A 26,923-nucleotide genomic window follows, 5' to 3' on the forward strand; every position below is an offset into this window, starting at 1 on the left:
GTCAGCGACTGTTTCCGCTGGCCAAGGGCTTATCGAGGGTCAGACGTTGTAGTACATCTCGAACTCGTGCGGGGTCGGGCGGAGGCGGACCGGGTCGATCTCGTTGGTGCGCTTCCAGTCGATCCACGTGGAGATCAGGTCGTCGGTGAAGACTCCGCCGGCGGTCAGGAACTCGTGGTCGTTCTCGAGGCTGTTCAGCACGGCGTCGAGGGAGCCGGGCACCTGCTTGACGCTGCCCCACTCCTCGGGCGGCAGGTCGTACAGGTCCTTGTCGATCGGGGCCGGGGGCTCGATCTTGTTCTTGATGCCGTCGAGGCCGGCCATCATCTGGGCCGAGAACGACAGGTAGGGGTTGGACGACGGGTCCGGCACGCGGAACTCGACGCGCTTGGCCTTCGGGTTGCTTCCCGTGACCGGGATGCGGGTGCAGGCCGAGCGGTTGCGCTGCGAGTAGACCAGGTTGACCGGGGCCTCGTAGCCGGGCACCAGGCGACGGTACGAGTTCACCGTCGGGTTGGTGAAGGCCAGCAGGCTGGGCGCGTGGTGCAGCAGGCCGCCGATGTACCAGCGGGCCATGTCGGACAGGCCGGCGTAGCCGGTCTCGTCGTAGAACAGCGGCTCGCCGTTCAGCCACAGGCTCTGGTGGGTGTGCATGCCCGAGCCGTTGTCGCCGAACAGCGGCTTCGGCATGAACGTGGCGGTCTTGCCGTGCTCCCAGGCGGTGTTCTTGATGATGTACTTGAACATCTGCATCTGGTCGCCGGCGTGCAGCAGGGTCGAGAACTTGTAGTTGATCTCGGCCTGGCCGGCCGTGCCGACCTCGTGGTGCGAGCGCTCGACGGTGAAGCCGACGTCGATCATGCGGCGGACCATGGCGTCACGCAGGTCGCTGTAGTGGTCGACCGGCGCGACGGGGAAGTAGCCGCCCTTGTACGCGGTCTTGTAACCGCGGTTGCCGCCCTCTTCCTCGCGGCCGGAGTTCCAGGCGCCCTCGATCGAGTCGATGTAGTAGAACGACTCGTTGGCGCCGGTGGAGTGGCGGATCGAGTCGAAGATGTAGAACTCCGCCTCGGCGCCGAAGTAGGCGGTGTCGGCGATGCCGCTGGACGCCAGGTAGGTCTCGGCCTTCTTGGCCACGTTCCGCGGGTCACGCGAGTAGGGCTCGCGGGTGAACGGGTCGTGGATGAAGAAGTTGAGAGCCAGCGTCTTCTGGATCCGGAACGGGTCGATGAAGGCCGTGGTCACGTCCGGCAGAAGCATCATGTCGGACTCGTGGATGGCCTGGAACCCGCGGATCGAGGATCCGTCGAAGGCGAGACCGTCGGTGATGACGCTGTCGTCGAACGACTCGGTCGGCATGTTGAAGTGCTGCATCACGCCGGGCAGGTCGCAGAAGCGTACGTCTACGAACTTGACGTCCTCGTCTTTGAGGTATCGCAGGAGTTCCTCGGGATTGGCGAACAACACGTCCTCCTGGCACACGATTTCAATACCGGGGCGGCGTGGTTCCGCCGCATGGCTAGGCTGGTCGCGACGCTATGGGGCCGGAGTTGCCCGGGCGTATCCCTATTGTTTCCGTCGTGTTACGGCGTCGGTGATCAGCTCGGCCTAGGCGAGGCTATCGCGCCGGGCCGGGCCGTGTGCCCGGTCGCCGAAACCGCCCCGGCTACGCTGGTCGCATGGCAAGCAAGGCGGACGGCGCGCTCGATCTCGGTGCGGCCGCGACGGCGTCGTTCGGCCGGCGGCTGGGGGCGCTCTTCATCGACTGGGCGGTGGCCACGGTCATCGCCGCCGTGCTCGTCGACGACCTGCGCGCCAACCCGTGGCCCCAACTGGGCATCTTCGTGCTGGTCCACGCGTTCTTCGTCGGCCTGTTCGGACAAACCCTGGGCATGGCGCTGGCCCGCATCCGCTGCGTCTCCATAACGGACGGTGGCGCGATCGGCCTGCCCCGGGCCATCGTGCGCGCGCTTCTGCTGGCCGTCGTGATCCCCGCGATGATCAACGACGGCGACGGCCGGGGGCTGCACGACCGGGCGGCCAAGTCCGTCATGGTCCAGCGCCCCTGAGGGGGATACAAAAAGACCCGCTTTCCCGTACGGGGTGAGCACCGGCTCGCGCGCCGGGGACCGTACGGGGGAAGCGGGTTTGTCTTTTTTGAGCGGTCAGCGAGGGCGCTGCTGGCGGAACGCACCCTTGCTGGGACGCATGCTCTTGGGGATGGCGCCCTTGGGCATCTGCGGGCGGGCCATCAGGGCGCCGAGACGCTTGTCCAGCGAGTTGACGTCCTTGCCGGTGAGGTTTCGCGGCAGGCGCATCATCGTGGTGCGCAGCTTGCGCACCGGGAGCTGGCCCTCGTCGGTGCCGATGACGTAGTCGTAGAGCGGCGCGTTGCCGATGACCTTGGACAGGCGTCGCTTCTCCTGCCCGAGCAGGCCACGGACGCGCTGCGGGTTGCCCTCGGCCAGCAGGATCACGCCGGGCCGGCCGATCACCACGTGCACCATGTCGAACTGGGTGGTCGACGCGGCGGCCGGACGCACCCGCCAGTCACCGCGCATGTTCTCGATCAGCGAGGCCGCGGCGCCGGGCTGGCCCTCGGCCGCGTTCATCATCGCGGCGTTGGAGCGCAGGTTGAGCACGATGACGGCGGCCAGCAGCGTGACCATGATGCCGATCGGCAGATAGATCCAGCCGAACAGGATCACCAGGAGGACGGTCAGGGCGAGCGGGATCAGCACGGCCGCCAGAAGCAGCGGAACGAACCATTTGTCCTGCTTTGCCGTGAACGAGAACACCTGCCCGATCTGCTTCAGGCGCTCGCCGAACGACACCTTCTCCTGGGGTTTTGCCATAGCTCGAAAGTGTAGTGGGGCGGGGTGGTCTTACGCGGGCCGGGAGGCCTCACCTCGGGGGTAAGGAGGGCGGGCGGCCCAAGATGAGGCAGCTTCCCCATGCCCGGCGGGGGCCTTCCGGCGAAGAGTCGTCAGCAGAAGGACGGCTCATCGAAGGAGAAGCACATGTTTCCGTACAACGACCCGTACGCGATGCTCGATCTGCAACTGCAGCGGGCCAACCAGCTGGCCCGCCAGGCGGCCGGGGCCCGGCAGGCACGGGAGGCGCGGGAGACCGCGCAACCCAAAGTACGCCGGTTCGGCCGGTGGCCCCGCCGGGCCCCGCGCCCCGCCGTCGCGGCGTGACCACCGCCGATCTCGGGCCGGCTCTCCTGTCGTACCCGCATGGCATGCTCGACCTCATGACGGCGCAGGCGCACAGCGAGGTGCTCGTCGGTCGCGAGGCCGACCTGGCCGTGCTGCGCGACGCGCTGAAGCGGGCCCGCCACGCCGAGCCGTCGACCGTGCTGGTCGGCGGCGAGGCCGGGGTGGGCAAGACCCGCCTGGTCGAGGAGTTCCGCCGGGGCCTCGGCGCCGATCCCGTCCGCGTCCTGTCCGGCCAGTGCCTCGAGCTGGGTGAGGAGGGCCTGCCGTTCGCCCCGTTCGCCGGCGCGCTGCGCGAGCTGCTGCGCGCCGAGGGCCCGGCGGTCCTCGACGGCCACGAGCGTGAGCTGGCCCGTCTGCTGCCCGAGCTGGGCCCGCCGCCCGAGGGGGAGCCCCGCCGCGGCCTGCTCTTCGAGGCCGTCGCCACCGTGCTGGGTCGCGGGCCGCTCGTCCTGGTGATCGAAGACCTGCACTGGTCCGACCGGTCCACCCGTGACCTCATCGCGTTCCTGGTGCGGGCGGCCCGCCTGCCCCAGCTGCTGCTGATCACGACGTATCGCACCGACGAGCTGCACCGCGGGCATCCGCTCCGGCCCTTCCTGGCCGAGCTCGACCGCGTCCGGGGGGTGTTGCGCCTCGAGCTCGACCGGCTCGACCGCGAGGGCACCGCCGAGATGCTGGCCCATCTGCTCGGCGCCGAGCCCGGCCCGCGCACGGTCGACGCGGTCCACGACCGCGCCCAGGGCAACCCGTTCTTCATCGAGCAGTTCGCCGGGGCCGCCGACCCGTCCTGCGACATTCCGGCCACCCTGCGCGACCTGCTGCTGGCCCGCGTCGACCTGCTGCCCGAGCCGGCCCAGCGCGTGCTGCGGGTGGCCGCCGTCGGTGGCACCCGGTTCGGCCACGAGCTGCTGGCCCGGGTGGCCGGCATGGACGAGGCCGACCTCGAGTCGGCGCTGCGCGTGGTCGTGGCGGCCCAGCTCGTCGTGGTCGTCGAGGCCGACGAGGGCTACGAGTTCCGCCACGCCCTCGTGCGCGAGGCCGTCCACGACGACCTGCTGCCCGGCGAGCACGCCCGGCTGCACGCGCGCTACGCCCAGGCGGTCGAGGCCGAGCCGCACCTGGTTGCCGCCGGCCGCGCCCCGGCCGAGATCGCCCACCATTGGCACGCCGCCCACGATCGGCCGCGCGCCCTGGTCACTGCCAAGATCGCCGCCGACGAGGCCAAGTGCCGTTTCGCGTACGGGGAACAGGCCCGGCTGCTCGACCGGGTGCTCCAGCTGTGGGAAGAGGTGCCCGGCGCCGAGACCCTGCTCGGTCTCGACCACCTCGACCTGCTCGAGGAGTCGGCGATGGCCGCGGTCGACTCGGGGGAGTATTCGCGGGCGCTCAGCCTCACCCGGGCCGCCCTCGGCGATCTCGACGCCGAGGCCGAGCCGCTGCGCGCCGGCCGCCTGCTCGTGCGCCGGGCCAAACTGCTGCGCAGCGCGGGCAAGTCCGACGCCACAGCGGAGTGCGACGAGGCGTTGCGGCTGCTCACCCGGGCTCCGCACGGCCCCGAGCGGGTCAAGTTGCTGGCCGAGCTGGCCCACCTCGTCTCGGCCGTCGACGGCGTCCGGGGCGCCGAGGTGGCCCGGATCGCGATGGCCGACGCCAACGAGTCCGGCGATCTCGTCGCGATCGTGTCGGCCGAGGTGGCCTTCGGGTCGTCCTGCTCCGGCCGGCAGGCGGCGATCGAGGCCCTGCCGGTGATGCGCGAGGCCGCCTACCGGGCGCGGGCCGCGGGCGACTTCCCGAGCTTCACGCGCGGGCTGATCAGCGTGTCCGACTCGCTGTTCGAACTGGGCCGCTACGAGGAGTCGGCCGCCGCCGCGGCCGAGGGACTGCCAGACGCGGGCCGCATCGGCGTCGGCCGCACGACCGGCGTCTATCTGCTGGCCAACCACGCCGAGGCGCTGATCGCCCTGGGCCGGTGGGACGACGCCGACGCCCGGCTGGCCGAGGCCGCCCGCCTCGACCCGCCCGAGACGATGGCCCTGCCCTGGCTGCGCCAGCGGGCGCGCCTGCGCCTCGCCCGGGGCCGCGACGCCGCATCCCTGGTGAGCCGGTCGATCGCCTTCCTGCGGCGGCCCTATCTGAGCACCGAGGGCCGCCTGGCCACCCTCGACCTGGCGTTGACGGCCGCCCTCGACGACCCTGACCCGGCGGTCGCGGTCGAGTCCGCTCGCGCGGCCCTGGCCGAGCCCCATTTCACCAAGCTGCCCCGCTATGCCTGGGCGCTCCTGGCCCACGCCGCCGCGGCCGCCGCCCGCGATGCCGGGTCACCGCCGGCTTCCTCGCTCGCGTCGCAGGTGGCTGAGGTCGCCGGGCGCCTGGTCCCGCGCTATCCGGCCGAGGTGGCCTTCGCCGCGCAGACCCGGGCCGTGCTCGAGGGCGGCGCCGACCGCTGGGCCGACACTGTCGGGGCCTGGCGGGCCGACGGCCACCGCTACGAGCTGGCCTGTGCCCTGCTGAGCCTGGCCGAGGCCCGGGCCGCCGCCGGTGAACGCTCCTCGGCCGCCGACGCGGTCGCCGAGTCCGTGGCCATCGCCGGGGCCCTGGGCGCGAGCCCGCTGATCGAGGCGGCCGACGTTCTCCACCGGCGGCTCGGCATCCGCCCGTCCGCGCCGTCCGCCGAGCTGCTCACGGCCCGCGAGCGCGAGGTGCTGCGCCTGGTCGCCGAGGGCCACAGCAACAGCCGCATCGCCGCCGGCCTCTACATCTCGCCCAAGACGGCCAGCGTCCACGTCTCCCGCATCATCGCCAAGCTCGAGGTCTCCAACCGGGGCGAGGCCGCCGCGGTCGCCCGCCGCCTGGGCCTGCTCGACGACTGACCGAGCCGCGGGCCTGTTACGGGTGGCGGGTGGCGGTGGCGTACAGAATGTGGCCGCCGGGGGTGACGTCGGCGGTCATCTGCCAGCCGAGGGGAGCGACGGCGGCGGTCAGGTCCGAGGGCTGCCAGAAGTGTTTGACGATGCGGAACTCGCGGCCGTCGTTGAGGACGCGCGACGAGACGTGGCCGGGCAGCTGCGTGGGGTGGAAGCTGTCGAACAGGAAGACCTGTCCGCCCGGGCGCAGGGCCGCGGCGACTTTGGCCCAGAACGAGGCGAACCGGTCGGCGGGCACGTGAGACAGCCAGTAGCTGAAGAACACCACGTCGAACGAGGCCGGCGGAGGAGTCCAGGCGAAGACGTCGGCCTGCTCGTAGCGGACGTGATCGCCGAGGGCGCGGGCCCGGTTGCGGTCGAGCATGGCGGGCGAGGCGTCCACGGCCAGCAGCGTCGAGGCGTGACGGGCCAGGTGGCGGGTCCACAGGCCGGTGCCGCAGGCAAGTTCGAGCACGTCACCGGACGGGCGGAACTCGTCCAGGGTCCGCTCGGCGAAGGCCACGGCGGCGAACCAGCGTTTCTCCTCGTCGGGGCTGAGGGCGTAGCGGCCCTCGCGGTACCACCACTCGTCGTACTCGCCGGCCCGGGCTTCGTAGTAGGCGCGCTGCTCGTCGAGGAGGCTCATGCCCGCCGACGGTAGGGCTACGAAGGGTTGCGCAGCGACTTCATTACGCGGAACAGCAGGATGATGCCGCCGCCGATCAGCACCAGGCCGAAGGCGATCGCGATGACGCTGCCCGTGCTCATGCTCTTCTTGGCCGCGGCGACCAGCGACTCGGTCGTGGGGGCCGGGGTGTCGTAGACGAAGGCGGGCGCGTCGGTGGTCGCGACCGTGCCCGGCGGGACCGGGAAGGGAACCGACGGTGGCGCCGGGGCCGGTGCGGGCGGGGCGGCGCTGGTGGCCGCGGCGGGGGCCGACGGTGGTGGAGGCGCGGCCGGGCCGCAGCCGCTCGCGGGCGGGCGCCACGTTCCCACGTACGAGGTGAAGCTGCTGTCTCTGATCGTCAGCGACCCGCCGGAGGGCCCCTTGACCCTGGTGGAACGGCCGGGGGCCAGGCGCGTCAGGCGGCCGCCGGTCAGGAAGACGGCGCTGACGTTGGCGTCGGCGGCGTTGGTCAGGGTGGCCGTGAACGAGCCGTCGCAGGCGTTCTCGAACGTGACCTTGGGGGCGGGGGAGCACTCGGTGGAGCCGCCGCGGTAGTGGGCGAGCGGGCCGGAGGAACGGCTGCCCGAGGCGCCCAGTGTCCTCGGCCCGTACGGATTCCCGGAGCCGGTGACCTCGTCGAGCAGCTCGGAACCGACGATCGCGTCCACCGCGGCCTGACAGGGCGGGACGACGACGTCGAGGGTGATCTTGCGGGTGCCGGACGTGATCGTCGCGCGGTCGGTCGAATACACGAACTGGCCGGCGTTGCCCGTGCCCGCGGTGTAGGCGATCAGCCCGAACGCCTGCGTCTGACCGGCGCACAACGGGCGTACGGGGGAAATGGTGGCCTGGCCGGAACCGCCATTGAACGTGTGCCGGAACGTGGCCGAGGCGGCCGGGGTGCACGCCGGGGCGGCCGACGCGGCGGCGGGCGCGGAGAAAGCCGTGGCCACGGCGAGCAGCAGCATGAATCGGCGCACCCTCACAAATACCCTGTCGGCCGAAATGTCTGGCTGGCTTAGCGGGCGAGGGAGACAGCACAGCGATGCCCCGGTCTCAGGACGAGAACCGGGGCATCGGGTAAGGCAGCGTCAGCCGCGGGCCTCGAGGGCCTGCTTGTAGAGGCGGCCCGCCCGGTACGACGAACGGACCAGCGGCCCGCTCATCACGCCGGCGAAGCCGATCTGCTCGGCTTCCTGGCTCAGCTCGACGAACTCTTCCGGCTTGACCCACCGCTCGACGGGGTGGTGCCGCGGGGTCGGGCGCAGGTACTGCGTGATGGTGATCAGCTCGCAGCCCGCGTTGTGCAGGTCGCGCAGGGCCTGGGAGATCTCGGCCCGTTCCTCGCCCATGCCCAGGATCAGGTTGCTCTTGGTGACCAGACCGTGCGCGCGGGCCCGGGTGATCACGTCGAGCGAGCGCTCGTAACGGAAGCCGGGGCGGATGCGCTTGAAGATGCGCGGCACGGTCTCGACGTTGTGCGCGAGCACCTCGGGGGTGGACCCGAACACCTCGGCCAGCTGGTCGGCGTCGCCGTTGAAGTCGGGGATCAGCAGCTCGACGCCGCAACCCGGCTGAAGCTTGTGGATCTGGCGGACGGTCTCGGCGTAGAGCCAGGCGCCGCCGTCGGGCAGGTCGTCGCGGGCGACACCGGTGACGGTCGCGTACTTCAGGCCCATCGTGGCGACGGACTCGCCCACGCGGCGCGGCTCGTCGGCGTCGAACTCGGCCGGCTTGCCCGTGTCGATCTGGCAGAAGTCACAGCGCCGGGTGCACTGGTCGCCGCCGATGAGGAAGGTGGCCTCGCGGTCTTCCCAGCACTCGTAGATGTTGGGACACCCGGCCTCCTGGCAGACCGTGTGCAGGCCTTCCTTCTGCACCAGGCCGCGCATCTGGGTGTATTCCGGCCCCATCTTGGCTTTGACCTTGATCCACGGAGGCTTCCGCTCGATGGGAGTTTCGGCGTTGCGCGCCTCGATGCGCAGCATGCGGCGGCCCTCGGGAGCAATAGTCACGAGGTCGAGATTACGCCTGAATAGGGCCCTGCCTAGACAGGGGCGACGAGGCTCACGTGACGTCTCGTGTGACCGCTGCCACATGCCACGTGTTAAATGCCTTTCGCGCGGCTGTTGCCCCCTGTTAACGTCCGGGCACGGCAGAGACGGAACCGAGTAACGCCCCGAATCGCCGGCCGAGAGAGCCACCGGCAGCTGTGAAGGTGGCCCGCGCGCCGGGGCGTGAAGACACTCCCGAGCCGCAGCACGACAAAGAGGCGCCCGCGAGGGCGCGAAGGTGTGGTGGCACCGCGAGGATCCCGCTCGCCCACGCCTCCCTGGGGCCGCGTTGCAGCATCCCGAGGAGGTCCCAAGCCATGCAACGCATCCTCTCTTCCCAGCTCACGGCGCACGTGCACGAAACCGTGACGATCGCCGGCTGGATCCACCGCCGCCGCCTGCTCAAGTCGGTGGCCTTCCTCATCGTCCGCGACGCCGAGGGCCTGAGCCAGGTCGTCGTGGCTTCACCGGACACCCGCGAGCAACTCGAGGGCCTGACCGAGGAGAGCGTCGTCGAGGTGGTCGCGACGGTCAGCCCGAACGAACAGGCGCCCGGCGGAGTCGAACTCACCGAACCCAAGATCCGGGTGCTGTCCGCGGTGCGCGAGCCGCTGCCGTTCGAGCTGCACCGCCCGGCCGTCGGCGCCACCCTGCCCACCCAGCTCGACCACGCGGCGCTGGCCCTGCGGCATCCCGCGCGGCGTTCGATGCTGCGGATCGCGGCGGCGGTCACGGCCGGCTTCCGGGCCGCGCTCACCGAGCAGCGATTCGTCGAGATCCAGACCCCCAAGATCGTGGCCTCGGCCACCGAGTCCGGCGCCAACGTGTTCAAGCTCGACTACTTCGGGCGGCCGGCCTATCTCGCGCAGTCGCCGCAGTTCTACAAGCAGCTCATGGTCGGCGTCTTCGAACGCGTCTTCGAGGTCGGCCCGGTCTTCCGCGCCGAACCCAGCGACACCGTGCGGCACCTCGCCCAGTACACGTCGCTCGACGCCGAGATGGGTTTCATCTCCGACCACCGCGACGTGATGGCCATGCTGACCCGGACGCTGTCCGGCATGACGGCCGCCGCTTCCCGCTTCGTCGACGTGCCGGAGGTCCCGTCCGAGATCCCCGCCGTCCACTTCACCGAGGCGCTCCGCATCGCCGGCGCCCCCGCCGACGAGCCCGACCTGGCCCCCGCCCACGAACGGGCCCTGGGCGAGTGGGCGCTGCGCGAACACGGTTCCGAGTTCGTCTACGTCACCGGCTATCCCATGCGGAAGCGCCCGTTCTACACCCATCCCGACCCGGCCGACCCCACCTACTCCAACGGCTTCGACCTGCTCTTCCGCGGCCTGGAGATCGTCACCGGCGGCCAGCGCCTGCACTCGTACGCGGACTATGTGGACGCGCTGACCCGCGCGGGCGAGCCCCTGTCGCCCTACGAGGGCTATCTGGACGGCTTCCGCTACGGCATGCCTCCGCACGGCGGCTGGGCCATCGGCTTGGAGCGCTTCGTCGCCCGCCTCACCGAAACCCCCAACGTCCGCGAGGTGACCGCCTTCCCGCGCGACCTCAACCGCGTAACCCCATAGAACCGAAGCATCCCGTACGCGTCGTGGGGCTCCTCAAATCCCCGAGGGGCCCCCGGCCCAGCGCCGATAGGCGTCCAGGTCGACGTTGCTGCCACAGACGATGGTGACCACGTGACGCCCGGCAAAGCGTTCCGGATCCTCCAGCATGGCGGCCACGCCCAGCGCCGCCGACGGTTCCACAACGAGCCCGGCATGCTCCCAGAGCATCCGGACACCCGCGACGATGGAGTTCTCGCCGACGAGAACGGCGTCGTCGACGACCTGCAGCAGGTCGTCGAGCACCTCCGGGATCGGATAACGGCCGGCGACGCCATCCGCGATGGTGTCGGTGGCGCGGGTAGTGACAACACGGCGCTCATGCCATGAACGCGTCATCGCCGGGGCGCCACGAGGCTGCACGCTGATGACCTCGGCCTCGGGCTTCAAGGACTTCAGCACGTACCCCACGCCGGTGGCCATCGCGCCTCCACCCAGAGCAACCAGGACGGCGTCGGCCGACGCGGCGCGCTCCACCAGCTCCAGGCCTATGGTTGCCGCGCCCTCGCACGTCTCGATGTCCAGGCTGTCCTCGACCAGCCGGATGCCGCGCCGCCCCGCAATGGCGGCCGCCTGTTGCCGGGCCGCCTCATGGTCACCGTCGACCAGCTCGAGCGCCGTGCCCAGGGCCCGAATCTGATCGAGCTTGGCCGTGGACGCCCGCCGCGCGGCCACCACCGTCACGTCGAGGCCGTGACGCCGGCCGGACCACCCGAGCGCCCAGCCCAGGTTGCCCGCACTGGCACATACCGCGGCGGTCTCGCCCCGGCCGTGGAGCAGGCTCGCGACGAGTTCCGTGCCCCGGCCCTTGAAGCTCCGAACCGGGTTGGCCGTCTCCAGCTTGATGCTGACCGCGCAACCCAGGGCGCGGCCGAGGGCATCGCATCGGTACAGCGGCGTATCGAGGAACACCGGATCGATGACATGCCGAGCGGCGCGGATCCGTTCCAGATCGAGGCGCGTTCCGTGCATGACCCGCAATCTATACAGCCGGCCCACCGGAGCTTGACCTTGGTGTTCGCGCCCTCGATCGGCCCGTTGCTGCAGGGCAGGGTGAGGCCGGCGGTGACGGCGGGCAGATCCATGCGCAGGCCGTGGACGAAGCTCTGCAGAGCGGGTAGGTCGTCGTTGTCGACGCTGGCCATCCAGGCATCGAGGTCACGGCTGCGGCGGGCGGTGAGTAGATCGGCGAACGCGGCGACGCGGGTCGCCAGGACGCTCAAGTGCGGGAAGGCGTCGAGGAGTTGATCGAGGTGGCTTCGGCGGTGGCCGTTGCAGTTGTTCGGCGTGCTCAGCGCAGGCATAGCGCTTGACAGTGTTTAGGGCCCAGCCGAGTCTGCGGGCGCATTCGAGCAGGCCGACGCCTTGGTCAAGCAGTTGGCGCACGGCGGCGTGCCGCTGGCGGGTGCGTTCGCCGGCGGGCCGCTGCCCGGACGGCGTGCTCGACTGCCAGCAGCCGGAGTGCGCGATGACGGTCTTCTCGACGGCTTTGCCCAGGTTGTTCCAGAGGTGCCAGCGGTCGCTGACTTGTATCGCCTGCGGCGCGCCGTCGCGGATTGCTTCGGCGTAGGTGGGCTGATCCGTCCCGGCAGACCACGGTGACTTCCGGGTGCTCCCGTTGCCAGGTGGCAAGGGTGTCGGCCTTGCGGTCGGGCAACACGTCGACACGGCGATGGGCGACCGCGTCGAGCAGCAAGGTGGCATAGCGGCGGCCTCGCCGCAACGCGAAGTCGTCGACGCTCAGCACGGCCGGCGCAAGCGCGGCGGGGATCGGCTTCGCCATCAGCACCCGAAGGACCGTGCTTCGCGAGATCCGAGCGCCCAGCCGGGCCGGCACGGCAGCACCGGACCGGCCGGCAGCGACAACCGCCAGGTCGGCGACCATGAGTCAACTGCTGAGTGCGCCGCGCCCAGCGCCGAGTCAGCGCGGGCACCTGCTCGCGGAACGTCCGCCGCGGGCATGACAGCGTCACGCAGAACAAGCGGCGAACCCGGACCTGAACCGTTACTGCCCGTCCAGCGATCGGAAGATCAGCCAGGCGACGCTCGTGATAGGCATGCACCCGCTCGCTGAGCTGCCCACATTCCGAGCAGGCAGCCGCCGCGATCGGGGTCCGAGCCACAATCCGCACCGTCGCTCCCAGATCCAGGACCTGGTCGATAACCAGCGCAGACAGGCCAGGAAACACCGTTCTGATCAAGTCACACGGGCGTCATGATCCCGCGCGCAACCAACCACACACGACAGTGGTCCCGACCACCGTTTCTGCGCCAGAGCCGTTTCTTGACAGACCCTGTCAAGGCGGACGAGGCGGGTTGTCCACAGGTGAGCGGGCTGGGGGAGGGGCCTGTGGACAAGCGGTTGTCGATCTCGGCCGAGGCGTAAAGTGCCGTCCGTGCTGATCGACCTGGACGTGGTGCCTGAGCGGCCGGAGCGGGTCAGGGCCACGCGATCGGTTCGCTATGTGGTGGTCGCCGTGGCCCTTCTGACCTTGCTTCTGCTCGGGGGCGCGGCCGGGCCGCAACGGGGTGGGGTCGTTGGTCAGGTGCTCAAGGCGGACGCCCAGGGGCTGTCGGCCAACCTGCTGACCACCGAGGCGCTCTATGTGGTCCGGTCCGACGGCCGGGTCGACGCCACTCCGCTGTGCGCGGGCTGCCCGTCCTGGAGTGCTCAGATCACGTCCGGTCAGCGGCTGGTTCCGGGCGGACCGGACACGCTCGTCGTCGACGCCAACGATGCGGGGGTGGCCACCTTCCTCGATGCCCGCACCGGCACCGTGCTGTGGAGCCAGGACGGCTTTCCCGTGGTCCAGTTGATCGGCGGGCGGGTGGCCGAGTGGAGCCCGGAGGACGGCGTTCTGCGCATGCGGGAGCTGCGGACCGGGCGGTTGCTGTGGAAGCGGCCGGCGTCGGCGTTCGCGGGCGACGACAAGCGCGTGGTGGTGATCAATGGGGCGCGGGCTGCCGTCTACACCGCCGAGGATGGGCGCGTGCTGACCGGGTCGCGTGCGTTGGGCGTACGGGGGGAACTGGATTTTGCTGCCCCGGGGGCCTCGGCGCAGATCGTGGGGGAGAGTCTGGTCGTTTTCGGCGGCAGCTACATCGCGTCGTATCGGATCGACGGGCTGAAGCGTGAATGGGTCACGCCCACCGAATCGCCGTTCGCGGTGGGCGAGTGTGGTGGGCAGCTTTGCGCGATCGGTTTTCCTGGGCTCACCGTTCTCGATCGGGCCACCGGGCGGGTTCGCTGGAACAGCACGAAGTGGCGGCTGATCACCCCGGCCGGCGTGGTGACGGACGAGGACGGGCGGTCGGCGCGTGTCGATCTGGCCACCGGGCGGGTCGAGCGTGAGTTCGGGCGGGGGCGGCCGATCGACTGGCTGCTGTTCTATCCCGAAGGGGACCGCACGACGCTGGTCGGCTCGGGCGACGGGCGGGTGCGGGGCGTCATCCCGCGGGTCACGCCGGATGGCTGCTCGACGGCCGGTGAGCTGCTGGCCTGCCTGCGCTACGACGCGACCGTCACGGTGTGGCGGGTGCCCCGCTGACCGGCCAAGCGAAGGGCGGGTGCCCCGCTGACCGGCCAAGCGAAGGGCGGGAGGCCGGTCAGGAGAGCACGGCGATGGTCATGCCGATGACGATCGCGAACGGGATGATCGTGGTGCAGACGAGGATCACCCAGGCGATGGGGTGGCCGAAGTTCAGCGACACCCCGCCGCCGCGTTTGGGGACGAAGACGCGTTTGTCCTGCGGGTCCCGATAGAGAGCCATCAGAGCAGGGTAGTGAGGTGCTTCTCGACGACCGGCAGCACCTCGGCCACCGTGACCGGGCGGCCCAGCTCGGCCGACAGCGAGGTCACGCCCGCGTCGCGGATGCCGCACGGGGTGAAGCGGTCGAAGTTGGTCAGGTCGCAGTCGCAGTTGATGGCGAAGCCGTGCTGGGTGACGCCGCGCGCGACCCGGATGCCGATCGCCGCGATCTTGCGGTCGAGGCCGCGGTCGTCGGCCAGGACCCAGGCGCCGCTGCGGCCCTTGATGTCGGAGCGGGCCGCGGTCACGCCGAACTCGGCGCAGACGTCGATCAGCAGCTGCTCGGTGCGCCGCACGTAGGCCACCACGTCGATCGGGTCGGGCAGCTTGAGGATCGGATAGCCCACGAGCTGGCCGGGACCGTGCCACGTGATCTTGCCGCCGCGGTCGACGTCGACGACCGGGGTGCCGTCGATCGGCAGGTCGGCGGGCTCGGTGCGCTTGCCCGCCGTGAGCACGCTGGGGTGCTCCAGCAGCAGCACGGTGTCGGGCCGGGTGCCGTCCACCACGGCGTCGTGCAGGCGCCGCTGCTCGTCCCAGGCCTCGCGATAGTCGACCAGGCCGGGCCGCAGGACAGTGAGCGTGGAAGTTGTCACGAAGTCCACGTTAACCCCCTACTCACCGGTCGACCGGATCCACTCCGGGACGGATGCGCCACACCAGGACGTCGTCCACCCGCTCGGGCTCGCCCAGCAGATCACGCGCGGTGATCTCGAGGGCCGAACGGAACAGCGGACCCTCGGGACCGGTGATCTGGTCGGGCAGGAACAGCGCCTCGACGCCCCACCGCCGGAAGTCGGCGCGAGCCGTGGCCCGGTCGGCGTTGTCCAGGTCGGCGATGTAGCCGTAGAGGGCGGCCCGCAGGAACAGCCAGTCGGTGGCCCGCGGGACCGCGCCGATGCGGCCCTTGCCCTCGGGACCGTCGATGTCGGGGCCGAGGAAGTAGCCGTCGGGAATGCGGAACACCTTGCCGCCGCGGGCCATCGTGTACGCCTGCCAGCGCTGCCCGTCGGCGGCCACGTTGATCGCGAACGGCAGCGCGCTGATCACCCCGCCGTCCGGGACGTACTTCTCCCAGGTGCCGTCGGCGATGAACCGCGGCTCGGGCCCGCGATGCCGGTACTCGAGCGGGATCGGGAAGATCGGCACGAGCGCGACCACCAGGGCCATCGAGTAGAGGGGCTGTGGCCGGGCCGCGCCGAACGCCTGCTCGCACGCCATGGCCAGGATCACGCCGAACACGCCCACCAGCACCAGGGCGAAACGGGCCGGCAGCGCCGCGTCGAACAGCGGAACGTGCTGCAGGAGGGCGTACAGGAGGGGAAGGTCGGTCTCCTGCCCGGCGAGTCGCAGGCGTGGTCCGAGCGAGATCAGCAGGAACAGGCCGCCCACGATCATCAGGCCCCGCAGGGTCGCGCGGCGCCGGTCGTCGGCCTGCCGGTAGAGCATGATCAGCGAGACGACGATCAGCAGCATCAGGGGCAGGCCGAAGAAGCTCGTCTCCTCGGTGCGGTTGGCCGCGAATTCGTTGCTGAGCCCGGCCCAGCTGGCCACCGACCGGTCGGCGAACGAGAAGTACGAGATCAGGTCCTCGGAGTAGTGGCGCTGGTTGAAGCCCGTGCCCTTGAACGTCTGCGGGCCCGCGAAGTGCATGTAGAGCGGGTACGCCAGCAGGGCGCCGGCCACCACGGCGGTGACACCGAGCCCGGCCAGGAACCGGGGCAGCGCCGCCCGGGCCTCGGCCCGGTTGAGCGGGGACAGCGCCCACACGATCACGAAGACCCCGCCCGCCAGCGCGGTGAAGAACAGGCCCTCGGCGGCGATCGAGAAGCCGACTGCCAGCATCACGCCCAGCGCCAGCCCGTTGCGCAGCCAGCGGCCGGTGTCGCGCATCTTGAGCAGGCGCCACAGCACGAGCGGGGCGACCCAGCCCGACGTCCAGTTGAGGTGGCCGTTGGCGTGCGCGATGAAGCCCGGCGCGAACCCGCAGAACAGGCCGGCCACCGCGGCCGCGGCCCGGTTGACGGTGATCCAGCGCTGCAGGAACAGGTACCACGCGAAAGCCGAGCCGGCCAGGTTCAGCGTGAGCACCGTCAGGAACGTGATCTGCGGCCCGGCCAGCATGGTCAGCGGCGCGAACAGGATCGAGTACACCGTGATCGACGTGTTGGCGGCCAGGTTGACGCCGTCGGGCACGTTGAGCAGGTCGGTGAAGAACGGGTCGCCGCCGTGCTGGATCAGGTGGACGCCGTAAGCCAGCACCCACTCGAAGAACGCCTGATCGCCCACGTTCTCGGCGACGGCGTGCTGAAACGGGTCCTGCCACAGCCGGCTGACGACGTAGCCCGCGAGCAGAAGGGCGGCCAGCGCGACGAGAAGATGCGACCGCCACCGCCGGGTCGACGCGGGCGCGTCGGGCGGGGCCGGCTCATCGGCGGCGGACGTGGTGGTGGGAACGGCGACGGACATCAGGCGCAGGTTAGCAAGCCTGCGCCGCAGATCAACGGGATGCTGCCGCTTCCTGACCCACGGCGGCCTGCAGCGCGGATTCGATGGTCGGGTGCGGCCACCGGAAGCCGGCTCGTTCCAGCACCGCCGGGACGACCCGGGTGCTGCGCAGCGACTCGCCGGCCAGCTCGCCCAGCACGACGTGCAGCGCCGGGCCGGGGACGCTGAGCAGGGCCGGGCGGTGCACGGCGTCGGCGAACGCCTTGGTGAACTGGGCGTTGGTCGCCGGCTCGCGGCCGACGATATTGACCGGGCCGGCGATGTCCTCGCGGTCGAGCAGGAATTCGGTCGCGGCGAGCCAGTTGGGCGCGGTGGCCCACGGCATCCACTGCTTGCCGCCGCCGAGCTTGGCCCCGCCGCCCAGCTTGAACACCGGCAGCAGCCGCTCGACCAGCGTTTCGACGGCGATGCCGGTGCGCAGCAGGACGACCCGGACGCCGGCGTCCTCGGCCGGCCGGGCGGCGGCCTCCCAGACGCGGCACAGGTCGGCCAGGAAGGTGCTTCCGGCCGGCGCCTCCTCGGTGACCGGGTTGTCGCCGGTGTCGCCGTACCAGCCGACGGCCGAGGCCTGCAGCAGCGTACGGGGGCGGTCGGCCTCGGGCAGTTTGCTGATGGCCCGCGCGATCGTGCCGGTGGTGTCGACCCGGCTCGAACGCAGCTCGCTCTTGTAGCGGGCCGTCCAGCGCTTGCCGCCGACGTTGGCGCCGGACAGGTTGATCACCACGTCGGCCGCCGCCACCAGGCTGGGGTCGAGCTGACCCTGGGCGGGCTGCCAGGAGGCCTCGTCGGGCGCCTGGGCGGGCCGGCGCACCAGCCGGGTCACGTCGTGGCCACCGGCTCGCAGGCGCTCGACAAGGGGTGCGCCGAGGAAGCCGGAGCCGCCGGAGATCAGGATCCGCATGGGTCCCATCATGCCCCGAAGTGAACCCGTTCAAAACGAAGAGGGCGCCCGGGAGATCCCGGACGCCCTCTGCCGCTGACTTGTCGCTTACGCCAGGCCGAGGTCACCCTCGAAGTGGCCGCCCTCGAGGCGGTCTTTCAGCGTGACCAGGAAGCGGGCGGCGTCGGCGCCGTCGACGATCCGGTGGTCGTAGCTGAGGGCCAGGTAGACCATCGAGCGGGGCACGATGATCTCGCCCAGGTTGGGGTCGTCGATCACGACGGCCCGCTTGACCACGGCGCCGGTGCCGAGGATGCCGACCTGCGGCTGGTTGATGATCGGCGTGTCGAAGAGCGCGCCCCGGCTGCCCGTGTTGGTCAGCGTGAACGTGCCGCCCGAGATCTCGTCCGGGCCGATCTTGTTGTTGCGGGTGCGGTCGGCGACATCGGCGATCCGCTTGGCCAGACCGGCCAGGTTGAGGTCGCCGGCGTCCTTGATCACCGGAACGATCAGGCCCTTCGGGGTGTCGACGGCCATGCCCAGGTGCTCGGCGTCGTGATAGGTGACCGTGCCGGCCTCCTGGTCGATCGACGAGTTGACCACCGGGTGCTGACGCAGCGCCTCGACCGCGGCCAGGGCGAAGAACGGCAGGAAGCTGAGCTTGACGCCGTTCTTGGCCAGGAAGTCGGCCTTGGCCTTGTTGCGCAGCTGGGCGATCTTGGTGACGTCGACCTCGACGACCGTGGTGAGCTGGGCCGAAATCTGCAGCGACTCGACCATGCGGCGGGCGATCGTCGCGCGGGTGCGGGTCAGCTTCTCGGTGCGGCCGCGCAGCGGGCTCGGCTCGGGCTTGGCCTTGGGAGCCGAGGCGGCGGGCGCCTGAGCGGCCGGAGCGGCCGACGGAGCCGGGGCCGCCTTGGCCGCGGCGGCCTTGTCGGCGGCGTCGGTCACATCCTGCTTGCGGATGCGGCCGCCGACGCCGGTGCCGGTCAGCGTCGACAAGTCGACGCCCTTCTCGGCGGCCAGCTTGCGCACCAGCGGCGTGACGTAACCGGCGTCGCCGGCGCCGTTCGGGCTCGCGGTCTCGGTGCGGGGCTGCGACGGCGCGGGCGGCTCGGCCTTGGCCTCGGCCGCCACCGGGTCCTTGGCGTTCTCGGCCTCGGGGGCCGGGTCGGCGTAGGAACTGCCGGACGGGGCGAAGTCGGGCGCGGGCGCCGACTCGATCTTGGGCTGCTCCTGCGGCTCGGGCTTGGGCGCGGGCGCCTGCTCCTGCTTGGGGGCGGGCGCCTGCTCCTGCTTGGGCGCGGGAGCCTGCTGCGGTGCGGGCGCGGGGGCCGCGGCACCCTCGGCGCCGATGATCGCCAGGTCGGCCCCGACGTCGGCGGTCTCGTCCTCCTGCACCTTGATCTCGAGCAGCGTGCCCGCGACCGGCGAGGGGATCTCGGTGTCGACCTTGTCGGTGGAGACCTCGAGCAGCGGCTCGTCGACCTCGACCGAGTCGCCGACCGCCTTGAGCCAGCGGGTGACCGTGCCCTCGGTGACGCTCTCGCCCAGCGCGGGCATCTTCACCGCGGTGCCGTCGCCGCCACCGCTCGGAGCGGCGGTCTGCGGGGCCGGGGTCTCTTCCTCGACCGGCTTCTCGGTCGAGGGGGTGTTCAGCGCGGCCGGCTCGGGCTCCGGCTCGTCGGCCTGCTCCTGGGCGGGAGCGGGAGAGGCGGCACCGGCGTCCTCGCCGTCGCCCGTGATGACCGCGAGCTCACTGCCGACGTCGGCCGTCTCGTCCTCGCCGACGACGATCCGGGCGAGCACGCCCGCGGCCGGCGAGGGGATCTCGGTGTCGACCTTGTCGGTGGAGACCTCGAGCAGCGGCTCGTCGGCCTCCACCCGCTCGCCCTCCTGCTTCAGCCAGCGAGTGACGGTGCCCTCGGTGACGCTCTCACCCAGCCGCGGCATGGTGACCGATGTCGGCATTCTCAGAACTCCTTAACCGCTTCGTAGATCACGTGGTCAGCTGTGTGCGTGCAGGGGCTTGCCCGACAGGGCCAGGAACGCCTCGCCGAGCGCCTCGTTCTGCGTCGGGTGGGCGTGGACGAGCTGGGCGACCTCTTCCGGGAACGCCTCCCAGTTGTAGATCAACTGCGCCTCGCCGACCAGTTCGCCCATCCGCGCGCCGACCATGTGGACACCGAGGACCGGGCCGTCGTTGAGGCGTACGAGCTTGACGAAACCGGCGGTCTTGAGGATCTGGCTCTTGCCGTTGCCACCGAGGTTGTAGTTGTACGTCGAGACCTTGTCCGCGCCGTACTGCTCCTTGGCCTTGGTCTCGGTCAGGCCGACCGAGGCGATCTCGGGGTCGGAGTAGGTGACCCGCGGGATGCCCGCCTCGTCGATCGGGGCCGGCTTCATGCCCGCGATCTCCTCGGCCACGAAGATGCCCTGCTGGAAGCCGCGGTGCGCGAGCTGCAGGCCGGGCACGATGTCGCCCACGGCGTAGATGTTGCCGACGCCGGTGTGCAGGCGCTCGTTGGTGATCACGAAGCCCCGGTCGAGCGTGATGCCCTGCTGCTCGTAACCCAGGTTGGCCGTCGTCGGGCCGCGGCCGACCGCGACCAGCAGCACCTCGGCCTCGACGGTCTCGCCACCGGCGATCGTCGCGCGCACGCCGCTGTCGGTGTGCTCGACCTTCTCGAACGGCTTGCCGACCTTGAAGTTGATCTTGCGCTTGCGGAAGGCGCGCTCGACCGTCTTGGAGATCTCCTCGTCTTCGGCCGCGACCAGGCGGGGGAGGGCCTCGAGGATGGTGACGTCGGCGCCGAAGGACTTCCACACGCTGGCGAACTCGACGCCGATGACGCCGCCGCCGAGCACGATCGCGGAGGACGGCACGCGGTCGAGCTTGAGGGCGTGCTCACTGGCGATGACACGCGTGCCGTCGACCTCGAGGCCGGGCAGCGAACGCGAGTAGGAGCCGGTCGCCAGGATCACGTTGCGGCCGGTGTAGCGCTGGCCGTCGACCTCGACGGTGTCCTTGGCGACGAGCTTGCCGGCGCCCTGCACCACCGTGATCTTGTCCTGCTTGAGCAGGCCCTGCAGGCCCTTGTAGAGGCGCGCGACCACGCCGTCCTTGTACGCGTTGACGCCGGCCATGTCGATGCCGACCAGGTCGGCCTTCACGCCGAACTGCTCGCTCTCGCGGGTCTGGTCGGCGATCTCGGCCGCGTGCAGCAGCGCCTTCGTCGGGATGCAGCCGCGGTGCAGGCAGGTGCCGCCCAGCTCGGCCTTGTCGATCAGTGCGACGGAGAGATTGAGCTCGGCCGCGCGCAGGGCGGCCGCGTAGCCGCCGCTGCCGGCGCCGAGGATGACGATGTCGAAGGTTCCGCCGTTCGGCTGGCTCACGTTGACTCCAGTGTTCGCGTCGTTGCCATGCGGGTCACACAATGGAAACGGTCACAGTATGTCCAGGCCATCTTGTCACTTGACGATCGCGTGGATGCAGTCAGGTTCCCCACGGCGAGCGCGCTGGACGTACTCTTGCCGCAATCGAACGTGAGGAGCGCGCGGTGGCCTGGTTTCGGCGTCGCCAGGAGCCGCGTGCTGCGGCCGGCCGGGCGGTGGACCGTGCCGATCTCGAGCATCTCGCCGAGTTCGTGCGCACCCGTCGAGGCGTCGAGGCATTCATCGAGCCGCGCACCAACGTGACCGAGACCACGGTGTTGCTCGTGGCACACGACGGTGAGTGGACGCGCCGGCGCACCGAGACTCCCGAAATCGCCCGGCGGTGGGCTCATCAGCTGAGCGTTCCCATCTATGACGTGCGGCTCATGGGCTATCCGCAGCGGATGCGCGATTACAACGAGCGCCAGAAGCGACGGCCCGCCCAGGAAAACTGACACGGTTCCGGACGACGTGCGCCCGGAACCGTGATAATCACCCCAAACGGTCAATAACCGACAGCAGCGTACGAATCGGAACGCCCGTGCCGCCCTTGGTCCAGTAACCGGTGGCCTCGCCCGTGTGGTAGCTCGGACCGGCGATGTCGATGTGCGCCCACTCGACGCCGTCGGCCACGAACTCGCGCAGGAACACGCCGCCCTGCAGCATGTGCCCGGCCCGGTCCAGGTTCGCGTTCGTCTGGCAGATGTCGGCGATGTCGGACTCCATGCCCTTGCGCACCTCTTCGGGCAGCGGCATCCGCCAGGCCGGCTCGCCGACCTCGTCGCCCGCCTCGCGCACCAGCTCGGTCGCCTCGTCCGAGCCCATCAGGCCCGCGATGCGCTTGCCCAGCGCGATGACCTGGCCGCCGGTCAGCGTCGAGGCCTCGAACACGTAGTCGGTGCCGTCGGCGCAGGCGCGGGCGATCGCGTCACCCAGCACCATCCGGCCCTCGGCGTCGGTGTTGAACACCTCGACCCGCTTGCCGTTGAACATCGTGATGACATCGCCCGGCCGGTACGCCGTACCGGAAGGCATGTTCTCCGCCATCGCCAGGTAGGCACTCACCGCGACCTTGGGCTTGAGCGCGGCGACGGCCAGCATGGTCGCGCCGACCGCGGCCGCACCGGCCATGTCGGACTTCATCTCCCACATGCCCGCGGCCGGCTTGATGCTGATGCCGCCGGTGTCGAAGGTGATGCCCTTGCCGACCAGCGCGACCCGCTTGGGCGACTCGACGCCCTCGGGCGTGTAGGTCAGCTTGACCAGCCGCGGCGGGGCCTCGGAGCCCTGCCCCACGGCCACGATGCCGCCGTAGCCGCCCGCCTTGAGCTCGTCGAAGTCGAGCACCTCGACCTCGAGACCGGTGCCCTCGGCCGCGGCCACCACGGCGTCGGCGAACTGCGGCGGGCGCAGCGAGTTGGGCGGGGTGTTGACCCAGTCGCGGGTCAGGCGGACCGCGCGCGACACGGCCTCGGCCCGGGTCACCTCGGCCGCGGCCGCCGCGTCGCCCGCGTCCGGCACGTGCACCTGCAGCGCCGAAACCGGGTCGCGGCGATTGGGCTGCGGCTTGGTCTTGTAACCGGCGAACTTGTACGACCCCAGCATCGCGCCCTCGAGAATCGCGCGCAGCACCGACGGCGCGTCCTCGTCGTCGGGCAACGGCAGGGCGAGCGCGACGGTGGCGCTGCCGGCGAGTGCGCGCACCGCGGCGCCGGTGCCCCGGCGCAGGGTCTCGAGCGCGGGCGCCGACCCGGACGGCTCGTCGCCGAGGCCGACCGCCACCACCAACGGCGCGGAGATCGTGCCGAGGGTGGCCAGCTTGGTCACCTCTCCCGGCGCGCCACTCGCGCCGAGCAGCGCCAGCGTCGAGGTCAGCTTGCCGTCGAACGCGGCGGCGATGCTCTCGGCGCCGGCGGCCGGCAGCAGGGCGCCACCCTCGTCGGGCTGACTGTGCAGGCCGATGACGATGGCATCGACGGCCAATTCGGCCGGGTCGGTGTCGACCAGGCTGAGGCTGGGCTGGCTCACTCGGGCTCTCCGCGGACTTCGGGGCCGGGCGCCTCATGGGCCACGCCGGCTGGTCGGTGGTTCCCCGGCGGACTGACGCCGGAGGTGGGGTGTCCCCGCGACTCTAACCAAGGGCAAGGTCACGGGTAAGTTGACTCTCATGTCTGCCGACGCCCTTTCTCGTTCACCGCTGCACGAGCGGCATGTCGCCCTCGGTGCGAAGTTCGCCGCTTTCGGGGGCTGGGAGATGCCACTGGAGTACGCGGGAGGCGGCGTCATCAAGGAGCACACGGCGGTGCGCGAGGCGTCCGGGGTGTTCGACGTGTCGCATCTCGGCAAGGCCCGCGTACGGGGGAAAGGCGCGGCCGCCTTCGTCAACGCCTGCCTGACCAACGACCTGGGCCGGATAGCGCCGGGCAAGGCTCAATACACCCTGTGCTGCGACGAGAACGGTGGCGTGGTCGACGACCTGATCGCCTACCTGATCTCCGACGACGAGGTCTTCCTGATCCCCAACGCCGCCAACACCGCTTCCGTCGTACGCCTTTTGGAAGCCGCCGCTCCCGAAGGCGTCACCGTCACCGGCGAGCACAAGTCCTTCGCGGTGCTCGCCGTGCAGGGACCCGAGTCGGCCGAGGCGCTGGCCAAGCTCGGATTGCCCACCCCCGGCGAATACATGTCGTTCGTCGTCGCCGGTGAGCTGATCGTGTGCCGCACCGGCTACACCGGCGAACACGGCTACGAACTGGTGGTGCCCTGGTCCGCCGCGGCCGAGGTGTGGGATTCGCTGATCGGCGCCGGGGTGCGCCCGTGCGGCCTGGGCGCCCGCGACACGCTGCGCACCGAGATGGGCTATCCGCTGCACGGCCAGGACCTGTCGCTCGACATCACGCCGGTGCAGGCGCGCTCGGGCTGGGCCGTCGGCTGGGGCAAGCCGGCGTTCTGGGGCCGCGACGCGCTGGTCGCCGAGAAAGCCGCCGGTCCGCGTCGCACCCTGCGCGGGCTCGAGCTGACCGGGCGGGGCATTCCGAGAGGCCACATGCCCGTGTACGCCGGAGAGCAGCCGATCGGGGAGACGACGAGCGGGACGTTCTCACCCACCCGCAAGATCGGCATCGCGCTGGCCCTGATCGACACGGCGGCCGGCATCAACGACGGCGACCTGGTCGAGATCGACATCCGGGGCCGCCGCACCGAGGCCCGCGTCGTGAAGCCCCCGTTCGTCCAGCCGTCGGTCCGCTAGCGCTGGTGGAGCGTCAGGCCGATCAGCACGAGGGTGGTGGCGACCTCCACCTTGGCGCCCAGCACGTCGCCGGTGATGCCGCCGAAACGGCGTACGGCGTGGCGCAGCAGCACAAGCACCGCCAGCAGTGAGACGGCGACGGCGACCGGCCCCAGCCACAGCCGATCCGGCGTTGCCGCCGCCCCGGCCGCGATCACCAGCGCGGCCCCCACCAGCACCACCGGCAGCGGCACCGTGCCCGCCACCAGCGCGCCCAGACCCTCGGGACGGGCCGCGGGCACCCCCCGGCGGCAGGCGATCGGGATGGCGGTCCGGCCCGCCGCGAACGCGACGATCACAGCCTCCCACGGGAGCGCCGTCAGCGCCGACGCCTGGATCAGCAGCGTGAGAGCGACCGCGGCCACCCCGAACGGGCCGATGTCCGGCTTCTTCATGATGGCGAGGGCGGCTTCGCCCCGGCGGTACGAGCCGAGCGCGTCGACCGTGTCGGCCAGCCCGTCCAGATGCATGCCGCGGGTCAGCAGGGTGGCCGCGGCGACCGTGACCGCGGCGGCGACCAGCGCGGGGGCGTGTGCCTCCCGCAGCAGCCACAGGATCCCGGCCGATATCGCGCCGAGCAGTGCGCCCACGGCCGGCGCCACGCTCATCGCCACCGCGGCCGACGCCCGGTCGACCCGCCCGGCGCGAACCGGCAGGACCGTCAGCGTGGTGACCGAGAGCCGCAGGCCGTCCGTCAGGCTCACTCCGCCGACGTGGTGGCCGGTCCCGGGCCGTCCGGCTCCGGCTCGATGAACCGCGCGTCGTCGTCGTCCGCGTCCCCGTCCGGCTCCGGGTCGATGAACTGCGCGTCGTCGTCGGCGTTCTCGTCCGGCGCCGACATCGCCGGGTGCACGCCGACCGCCGACGCGAGCCCCACGGCCGTCCTCAGCAGCGGCAGAGCGGCCAGCGCGTTGGCCCCTTCACCCAGACCGAGACCCAGGTCCAGTACGGGGTTCAGCCCGAGCACGTCCCCGCCCTGACGCACCAGCTCGAGGTCGCCCGCGTCGACGAGCATCGACCAGTGCCGGGTCTGACTGGCCAGGTCGCGGGCGACCAGGCCGGCCGCGATCCCGACCGGCCCGTCGAGCACGACCGGAAGCCGGCGGGCGGCCGCACCCAGCAGCGCGCCCGTGGCCACGGCCAGATCTTGACCGCCGAGCTCGCGCAGGATGTCCTTGGCGCCGCGCGGCTCCCGGCGGATGCGGTGCAGCGCGTCCCGCACGGCGGCGCAGCGCAGCATCCAGGACTCGTCGTCGAAGACCCCGCCCGGCAGCAGCACCCGGGGCAGCACGGCGACGGCCTCGGCGCCGGTGGTGGCGACGGAGACGGCCGCGGCGACCGCGTCGGTGCCCACGCCGATCGAGGCCAGCACGAGCAGATCCTTGCCGGCCTCGGCGGCCGCGTCGGCCAGGTGCCAGCCCTGCAGCAGCGCGCGGTCGACCTCTTCGTCGGTGGCGGCCGGGCCGTCCTCGATCGGCGCGGCCTCACCGGTGCGCAGCACGGCGATGTCGGCGCCGGCCGAACCGGCCAGGCGGCTCAGCACGCCCTCGCCGTTCTCGACCTGCGTGACCCGGCGTTCCACGTCCTCGACGTCGTCCCCGGCCGCGGCGCCACCGGCGTGCCGGCCCGAGAGCAGCAGAACCCGGACGTCGGACCAGGGCTGCGGGGTCACGGTGGACTGGGTGGCCGCGGCGAACTCGACCGCCTCGACCAGACGGCCCAGCCCGCTGCCGGGGAAGTCGACCGTGGCCAGACGGTCGCGTGCGTCCGGACCGGCGTCGCTGTCCGGCAGGGGCAGTTCCATGCCCGCCTCGATGACCGTCTTCGACGCCACGAGCGGGAGGATCATGGTGGGTTCGTCGAGCACGTGCGGCGTACGGGGGGAAGGGGTCTCGTCAGCGACGGGACTGACCAGATGCGCCTCCGGTGCGGCGACCCCGGCCAAATCGGGCTCGCTTGCCGCGGGCACCTCCGGCATGGCCTCTTCCACCGGCGCGCTCTGCTCCTTGAGCCACACCGCGCGGCCGGCCACGACCAGGGCGACCCGGTCGCAGGCGTCGGCGAGGGCCTGATTGGTCGTGCCGAGGGCGTCGGTGAAGGCCCGGCCGACCGGCGTCGTCGGCACCAGGGCGAGACCGACCTCGGGGCTGACCAGCACCACCCGGGCCGTGCACGCGCGCACCGCCGCGGCCAGCGACGCCACGTCGGCCTCGTCGTTGTTGGGCTGGCGGGCCGGGTCGAGCAGCGCCGCCACCCAGCCGCCCAGATCGTCGACGAGCAGCGTCTCGTCGGGCTTGGCCTCGGTCAGCAGCTCGGTGAGCCGGGCCGGGTCGGCGCCGGTCTCCTCGGTCGACCACGACTGCGGCCGCCGGCGCTGATGGGTCTCGATCCGGGCCAGCCATTCGGGGTCGTCCTCGCCACCGGTCGCCGTCGCCACGTAGCGCACCGAGGGAGCGCCGGCCACCAGCGACTCGGCGAACGCGGACTTGCCGGAACGGATACCGCCGAGCACCAGGACCGTGTGCCACCGATCATCGGACATG

Annotated in this window: 23 protein-coding genes and 2 pseudogenes; 7 read left to right on the plus strand and 18 right to left on the minus strand. The window is 71.3% G+C overall.

Annotation, left to right across the window (positions count from 1 at the left end; translation table 11 throughout):
* Positions 1 to 39: 39 nt before the first annotated feature.
* Positions 40 to 1,464: a type I glutamate--ammonia ligase gene (glnA, locus tag ACZ3I4_RS37695; RefSeq protein WP_465386897.1), complete on the minus strand. Its 1,425-nt coding sequence runs from the start codon at positions 1,462 to 1,464 to the stop codon at positions 40 to 42.
* Between the two features lie 215 nt (positions 1,465 to 1,679).
* Between glnA and ACZ3I4_RS37700 the strand changes: the two genes are divergently transcribed.
* Complete coding sequence (locus ACZ3I4_RS37700; RefSeq protein WP_465386898.1) at positions 1,680 to 2,069, plus strand: RDD family protein; 390 nt, start codon at positions 1,680 to 1,682, stop codon at positions 2,067 to 2,069.
* Between the two features lie 96 nt (positions 2,070 to 2,165).
* Here the strand turns inward: ACZ3I4_RS37700 and ACZ3I4_RS37705 are convergent, their stop codons facing one another.
* Entirely contained in the window at positions 2,166 to 2,855 is a 690-nt protein-coding gene (locus ACZ3I4_RS37705; protein WP_465386899.1) for a DUF4191 domain-containing protein, read from the minus strand.
* 165 nt (positions 2,856 to 3,020) lie between these two features.
* Between ACZ3I4_RS37705 and ACZ3I4_RS37710 the strand changes: the two genes are divergently transcribed.
* Positions 3,021 to 3,200 carry a hypothetical protein gene (locus ACZ3I4_RS37710; protein ID WP_465386900.1) on the plus strand — a complete coding sequence of 60 codons (180 nt, stop codon included), beginning with the start codon at positions 3,021 to 3,023 and terminating at the stop codon, positions 3,198 to 3,200.
* Positions 3,197 to 6,091 (plus strand): helix-turn-helix transcriptional regulator, encoded by a 2,895-nt coding sequence (locus ACZ3I4_RS37715; protein ID WP_465386901.1) that lies wholly within the window; start codon positions 3,197 to 3,199, stop codon positions 6,089 to 6,091. Before ACZ3I4_RS37710 ends, ACZ3I4_RS37715 begins: the two co-directional genes overlap by 4 nt.
* Positions 6,092 to 6,107: 16 nt before the next feature.
* On the opposite strand, the gene ACZ3I4_RS37720 is transcribed toward ACZ3I4_RS37715, so the two are convergent.
* The 3 genes from ACZ3I4_RS37720 to lipA form a co-directional block, all read right to left on the minus strand.
* Complete coding sequence (locus tag ACZ3I4_RS37720) at positions 6,108 to 6,770, minus strand: class I SAM-dependent methyltransferase (RefSeq protein WP_465386902.1); 663 nt, start codon at positions 6,768 to 6,770, stop codon at positions 6,108 to 6,110.
* A 17-nt stretch (positions 6,771 to 6,787) separates the two neighbouring features.
* Positions 6,788 to 7,759, minus strand: a complete 972-nt coding sequence (locus ACZ3I4_RS37725; protein ID WP_465386903.1) for a hypothetical protein — start codon at positions 7,757 to 7,759, stop codon at positions 6,788 to 6,790.
* 123 nt (positions 7,760 to 7,882) lie between these two features.
* Positions 7,883 to 8,779 (minus strand): lipoyl synthase, encoded by an 897-nt coding sequence (gene lipA / locus ACZ3I4_RS37730; RefSeq protein WP_465387059.1) that lies wholly within the window; start codon positions 8,777 to 8,779, stop codon positions 7,883 to 7,885.
* Between the two features lie 383 nt (positions 8,780 to 9,162).
* Here lipA and aspS point away from each other — a divergent pair, with 383 nt between their 5' ends.
* Positions 9,163 to 10,422 (plus strand): aspartate--tRNA(Asn) ligase, encoded by a 1,260-nt coding sequence (gene aspS / locus ACZ3I4_RS37735; RefSeq protein ID WP_465386904.1) that lies wholly within the window; start codon positions 9,163 to 9,165, stop codon positions 10,420 to 10,422.
* A 33-nt stretch (positions 10,423 to 10,455) separates the two neighbouring features.
* Here aspS and ACZ3I4_RS37740 read toward each other — a convergent pair whose 3' ends face one another.
* The 4 genes and pseudogenes from ACZ3I4_RS37740 to ACZ3I4_RS37755 form a co-directional block, all read right to left on the minus strand.
* On the minus strand, positions 10,456 to 11,430 hold the full coding sequence (locus ACZ3I4_RS37740; RefSeq protein WP_465386905.1) for a threonine ammonia-lyase: 975 nt from the start codon (positions 11,428 to 11,430) through the stop codon (positions 10,456 to 10,458).
* Between the two features lie 41 nt (positions 11,431 to 11,471).
* Positions 11,472 to 11,762, minus strand: a pseudogene (locus ACZ3I4_RS37745) (transposase); the annotation flags it as partial.
* A gap of 65 nt (positions 11,763 to 11,827) precedes the next feature.
* On the minus strand, positions 11,828 to 12,343 hold the full coding sequence (locus ACZ3I4_RS37750; RefSeq protein WP_465386906.1) for a transposase: 516 nt from the start codon (positions 12,341 to 12,343) through the stop codon (positions 11,828 to 11,830).
* A gap of 100 nt (positions 12,344 to 12,443) precedes the next feature.
* Positions 12,444 to 12,647, minus strand: a pseudogene (locus tag ACZ3I4_RS37755) (transposase family protein); the annotation flags it as partial.
* Positions 12,648 to 12,854: 207 nt separating this feature from the next.
* Between ACZ3I4_RS37755 and ACZ3I4_RS37760 the strand changes: the two are divergent.
* The gene (locus tag ACZ3I4_RS37760) at positions 12,855 to 14,006 is read left to right on the plus strand and encodes a PQQ-binding-like beta-propeller repeat protein (RefSeq protein WP_465386907.1); all 1,152 of its coding nucleotides are present in this window, start codon (positions 12,855 to 12,857) and stop codon (positions 14,004 to 14,006) included.
* A 58-nt stretch (positions 14,007 to 14,064) separates the two neighbouring features.
* Here ACZ3I4_RS37760 and ACZ3I4_RS37765 read toward each other — a convergent pair whose 3' ends face one another.
* The 6 genes from ACZ3I4_RS37765 to lpdA all read right to left on the minus strand — a co-directional run bounded on the left by ACZ3I4_RS37765 (position 14,065) and on the right by lpdA (position 21,052).
* Positions 14,065 to 14,229 (minus strand): DUF5808 domain-containing protein, encoded by a 165-nt coding sequence (locus tag ACZ3I4_RS37765; protein WP_465386908.1) that lies wholly within the window; start codon positions 14,227 to 14,229, stop codon positions 14,065 to 14,067.
* Entirely contained in the window at positions 14,229 to 14,864 is a 636-nt protein-coding gene (lipB, locus tag ACZ3I4_RS37770; protein WP_465386909.1) for a lipoyl(octanoyl) transferase LipB, read from the minus strand. The genes ACZ3I4_RS37765 and lipB overlap by 1 nt, the downstream gene beginning before the upstream one ends.
* Positions 14,865 to 14,886: 22 nt before the next feature.
* Entirely contained in the window at positions 14,887 to 16,737 is a 1,851-nt protein-coding gene (locus ACZ3I4_RS37775; protein WP_465386910.1) for a DUF6311 domain-containing protein, read from the minus strand.
* Between the two features lie 31 nt (positions 16,738 to 16,768).
* On the minus strand, positions 16,769 to 17,677 hold the full coding sequence (locus ACZ3I4_RS37780) for a TIGR01777 family oxidoreductase (protein ID WP_465386911.1): 909 nt from the start codon (positions 17,675 to 17,677) through the stop codon (positions 16,769 to 16,771).
* An 87-nt stretch (positions 17,678 to 17,764) separates the two neighbouring features.
* Positions 17,765 to 19,627, minus strand: a complete 1,863-nt coding sequence (gene sucB / locus ACZ3I4_RS37785; RefSeq protein WP_465386912.1) for a 2-oxoglutarate dehydrogenase, E2 component, dihydrolipoamide succinyltransferase — start codon at positions 19,625 to 19,627, stop codon at positions 17,765 to 17,767.
* 36 nt (positions 19,628 to 19,663) lie between these two features.
* Entirely contained in the window at positions 19,664 to 21,052 is a 1,389-nt protein-coding gene (lpdA, locus tag ACZ3I4_RS37790) for a dihydrolipoyl dehydrogenase (protein ID WP_465386913.1), read from the minus strand.
* A 164-nt stretch (positions 21,053 to 21,216) separates the two neighbouring features.
* On the opposite strand from lpdA, the gene ACZ3I4_RS37795 reads away from it, so the two are divergent.
* On the plus strand, positions 21,217 to 21,546 hold the full coding sequence (locus ACZ3I4_RS37795; protein ID WP_465386914.1) for a hypothetical protein: 330 nt from the start codon (positions 21,217 to 21,219) through the stop codon (positions 21,544 to 21,546).
* Positions 21,547 to 21,583: 37 nt separating this feature from the next.
* On the opposite strand, the gene ACZ3I4_RS37800 is transcribed toward ACZ3I4_RS37795, so the two are convergent.
* Positions 21,584 to 23,119 carry a leucyl aminopeptidase gene (locus ACZ3I4_RS37800; RefSeq protein ID WP_465386915.1) on the minus strand — a complete coding sequence of 512 codons (1,536 nt, stop codon included), beginning with the start codon at positions 23,117 to 23,119 and terminating at the stop codon, positions 21,584 to 21,586.
* Between the two features lie 139 nt (positions 23,120 to 23,258).
* On the opposite strand from ACZ3I4_RS37800, the gene gcvT reads away from it, so the two are divergent.
* The gene (gene gcvT / locus ACZ3I4_RS37805; protein WP_465386916.1) at positions 23,259 to 24,341 is read left to right on the plus strand and encodes a glycine cleavage system aminomethyltransferase GcvT; all 1,083 of its coding nucleotides are present in this window, start codon (positions 23,259 to 23,261) and stop codon (positions 24,339 to 24,341) included.
* On the opposite strand, the gene cobS is transcribed toward gcvT, so the two are convergent.
* Positions 24,338 to 25,084 (minus strand): adenosylcobinamide-GDP ribazoletransferase, encoded by a 747-nt coding sequence (cobS, locus tag ACZ3I4_RS37810; RefSeq protein WP_465386917.1) that lies wholly within the window; start codon positions 25,082 to 25,084, stop codon positions 24,338 to 24,340. The two genes, gcvT and cobS, sit on opposite strands and share 4 nt — an antisense overlap.
* The gene (cobU, locus tag ACZ3I4_RS37815; RefSeq protein WP_465386918.1) at positions 25,081 to 26,922 is read right to left on the minus strand and encodes a bifunctional adenosylcobinamide kinase/adenosylcobinamide-phosphate guanylyltransferase; all 1,842 of its coding nucleotides are present in this window, start codon (positions 26,920 to 26,922) and stop codon (positions 25,081 to 25,083) included. The genes cobS and cobU overlap by 4 nt, the downstream gene beginning before the upstream one ends.
* Between the last annotated feature and the right edge of the window lies 1 nt (position 26,923).

It is taken from the genome of Actinoplanes sp. NPDC021490 (genome assembly GCF_055562135.1).

Bases quoted from the DNA above. Each gene is read 5' to 3' on its own strand.
- ACZ3I4_RS37700 (WP_465386898.1), top strand. From the start codon at position 1,680: ATGGCAAGCAAGGCGGACGGCGCGCTCGATCTCGGTGCGGCCGCGACG.
- ACZ3I4_RS37705 (WP_465386899.1), bottom strand. From the start codon at position 2,855: ATGGCAAAACCCCAGGAGAAGGTGTCGTTCGGCGAGCGCCTGAAGCAG.
- ACZ3I4_RS37710 (WP_465386900.1), top strand. From the start codon at position 3,021: ATGTTTCCGTACAACGACCCGTACGCGATGCTCGATCTGCAACTGCAG.
- ACZ3I4_RS37720 (WP_465386902.1), bottom strand. From the start codon at position 6,770: ATGAGCCTCCTCGACGAGCAGCGCGCCTACTACGAAGCCCGGGCCGGC.
- ACZ3I4_RS37725 (WP_465386903.1), bottom strand. From the start codon at position 7,759: ATGCTGCTGCTCGCCGTGGCCACGGCTTTCTCCGCGCCCGCCGCCGCG.
- lipA (WP_465387059.1), bottom strand. From the start codon at position 8,779: ATGCTGCGCATCGAGGCGCGCAACGCCGAAACTCCCATCGAGCGGAAG.
- aspS (WP_465386904.1), top strand. From the start codon at position 9,163: ATGCAACGCATCCTCTCTTCCCAGCTCACGGCGCACGTGCACGAAACC.
- ACZ3I4_RS37740 (WP_465386905.1), bottom strand. From the start codon at position 11,430: ATGCACGGAACGCGCCTCGATCTGGAACGGATCCGCGCCGCTCGGCAT.
- ACZ3I4_RS37750 (WP_465386906.1), bottom strand. From the start codon at position 12,343: ATGGTCGCCGACCTGGCGGTTGTCGCTGCCGGCCGGTCCGGTGCTGCC.
- ACZ3I4_RS37765 (WP_465386908.1), bottom strand. From the start codon at position 14,229: ATGGCTCTCTATCGGGACCCGCAGGACAAACGCGTCTTCGTCCCCAAA.
- ACZ3I4_RS37775 (WP_465386910.1), bottom strand. From the start codon at position 16,737: ATGTCCGTCGCCGTTCCCACCACCACGTCCGCCGCCGATGAGCCGGCC.
- ACZ3I4_RS37780 (WP_465386911.1), bottom strand. From the start codon at position 17,677: ATGCGGATCCTGATCTCCGGCGGCTCCGGCTTCCTCGGCGCACCCCTT.
- sucB (WP_465386912.1), bottom strand. From the start codon at position 19,627: ATGCCGACATCGGTCACCATGCCGCGGCTGGGTGAGAGCGTCACCGAG.
- gcvT (WP_465386916.1), top strand. From the start codon at position 23,259: ATGTCTGCCGACGCCCTTTCTCGTTCACCGCTGCACGAGCGGCATGTC.
- cobU (WP_465386918.1), bottom strand. From the start codon at position 26,922: ATGTCCGATGATCGGTGGCACACGGTCCTGGTGCTCGGCGGTATCCGT.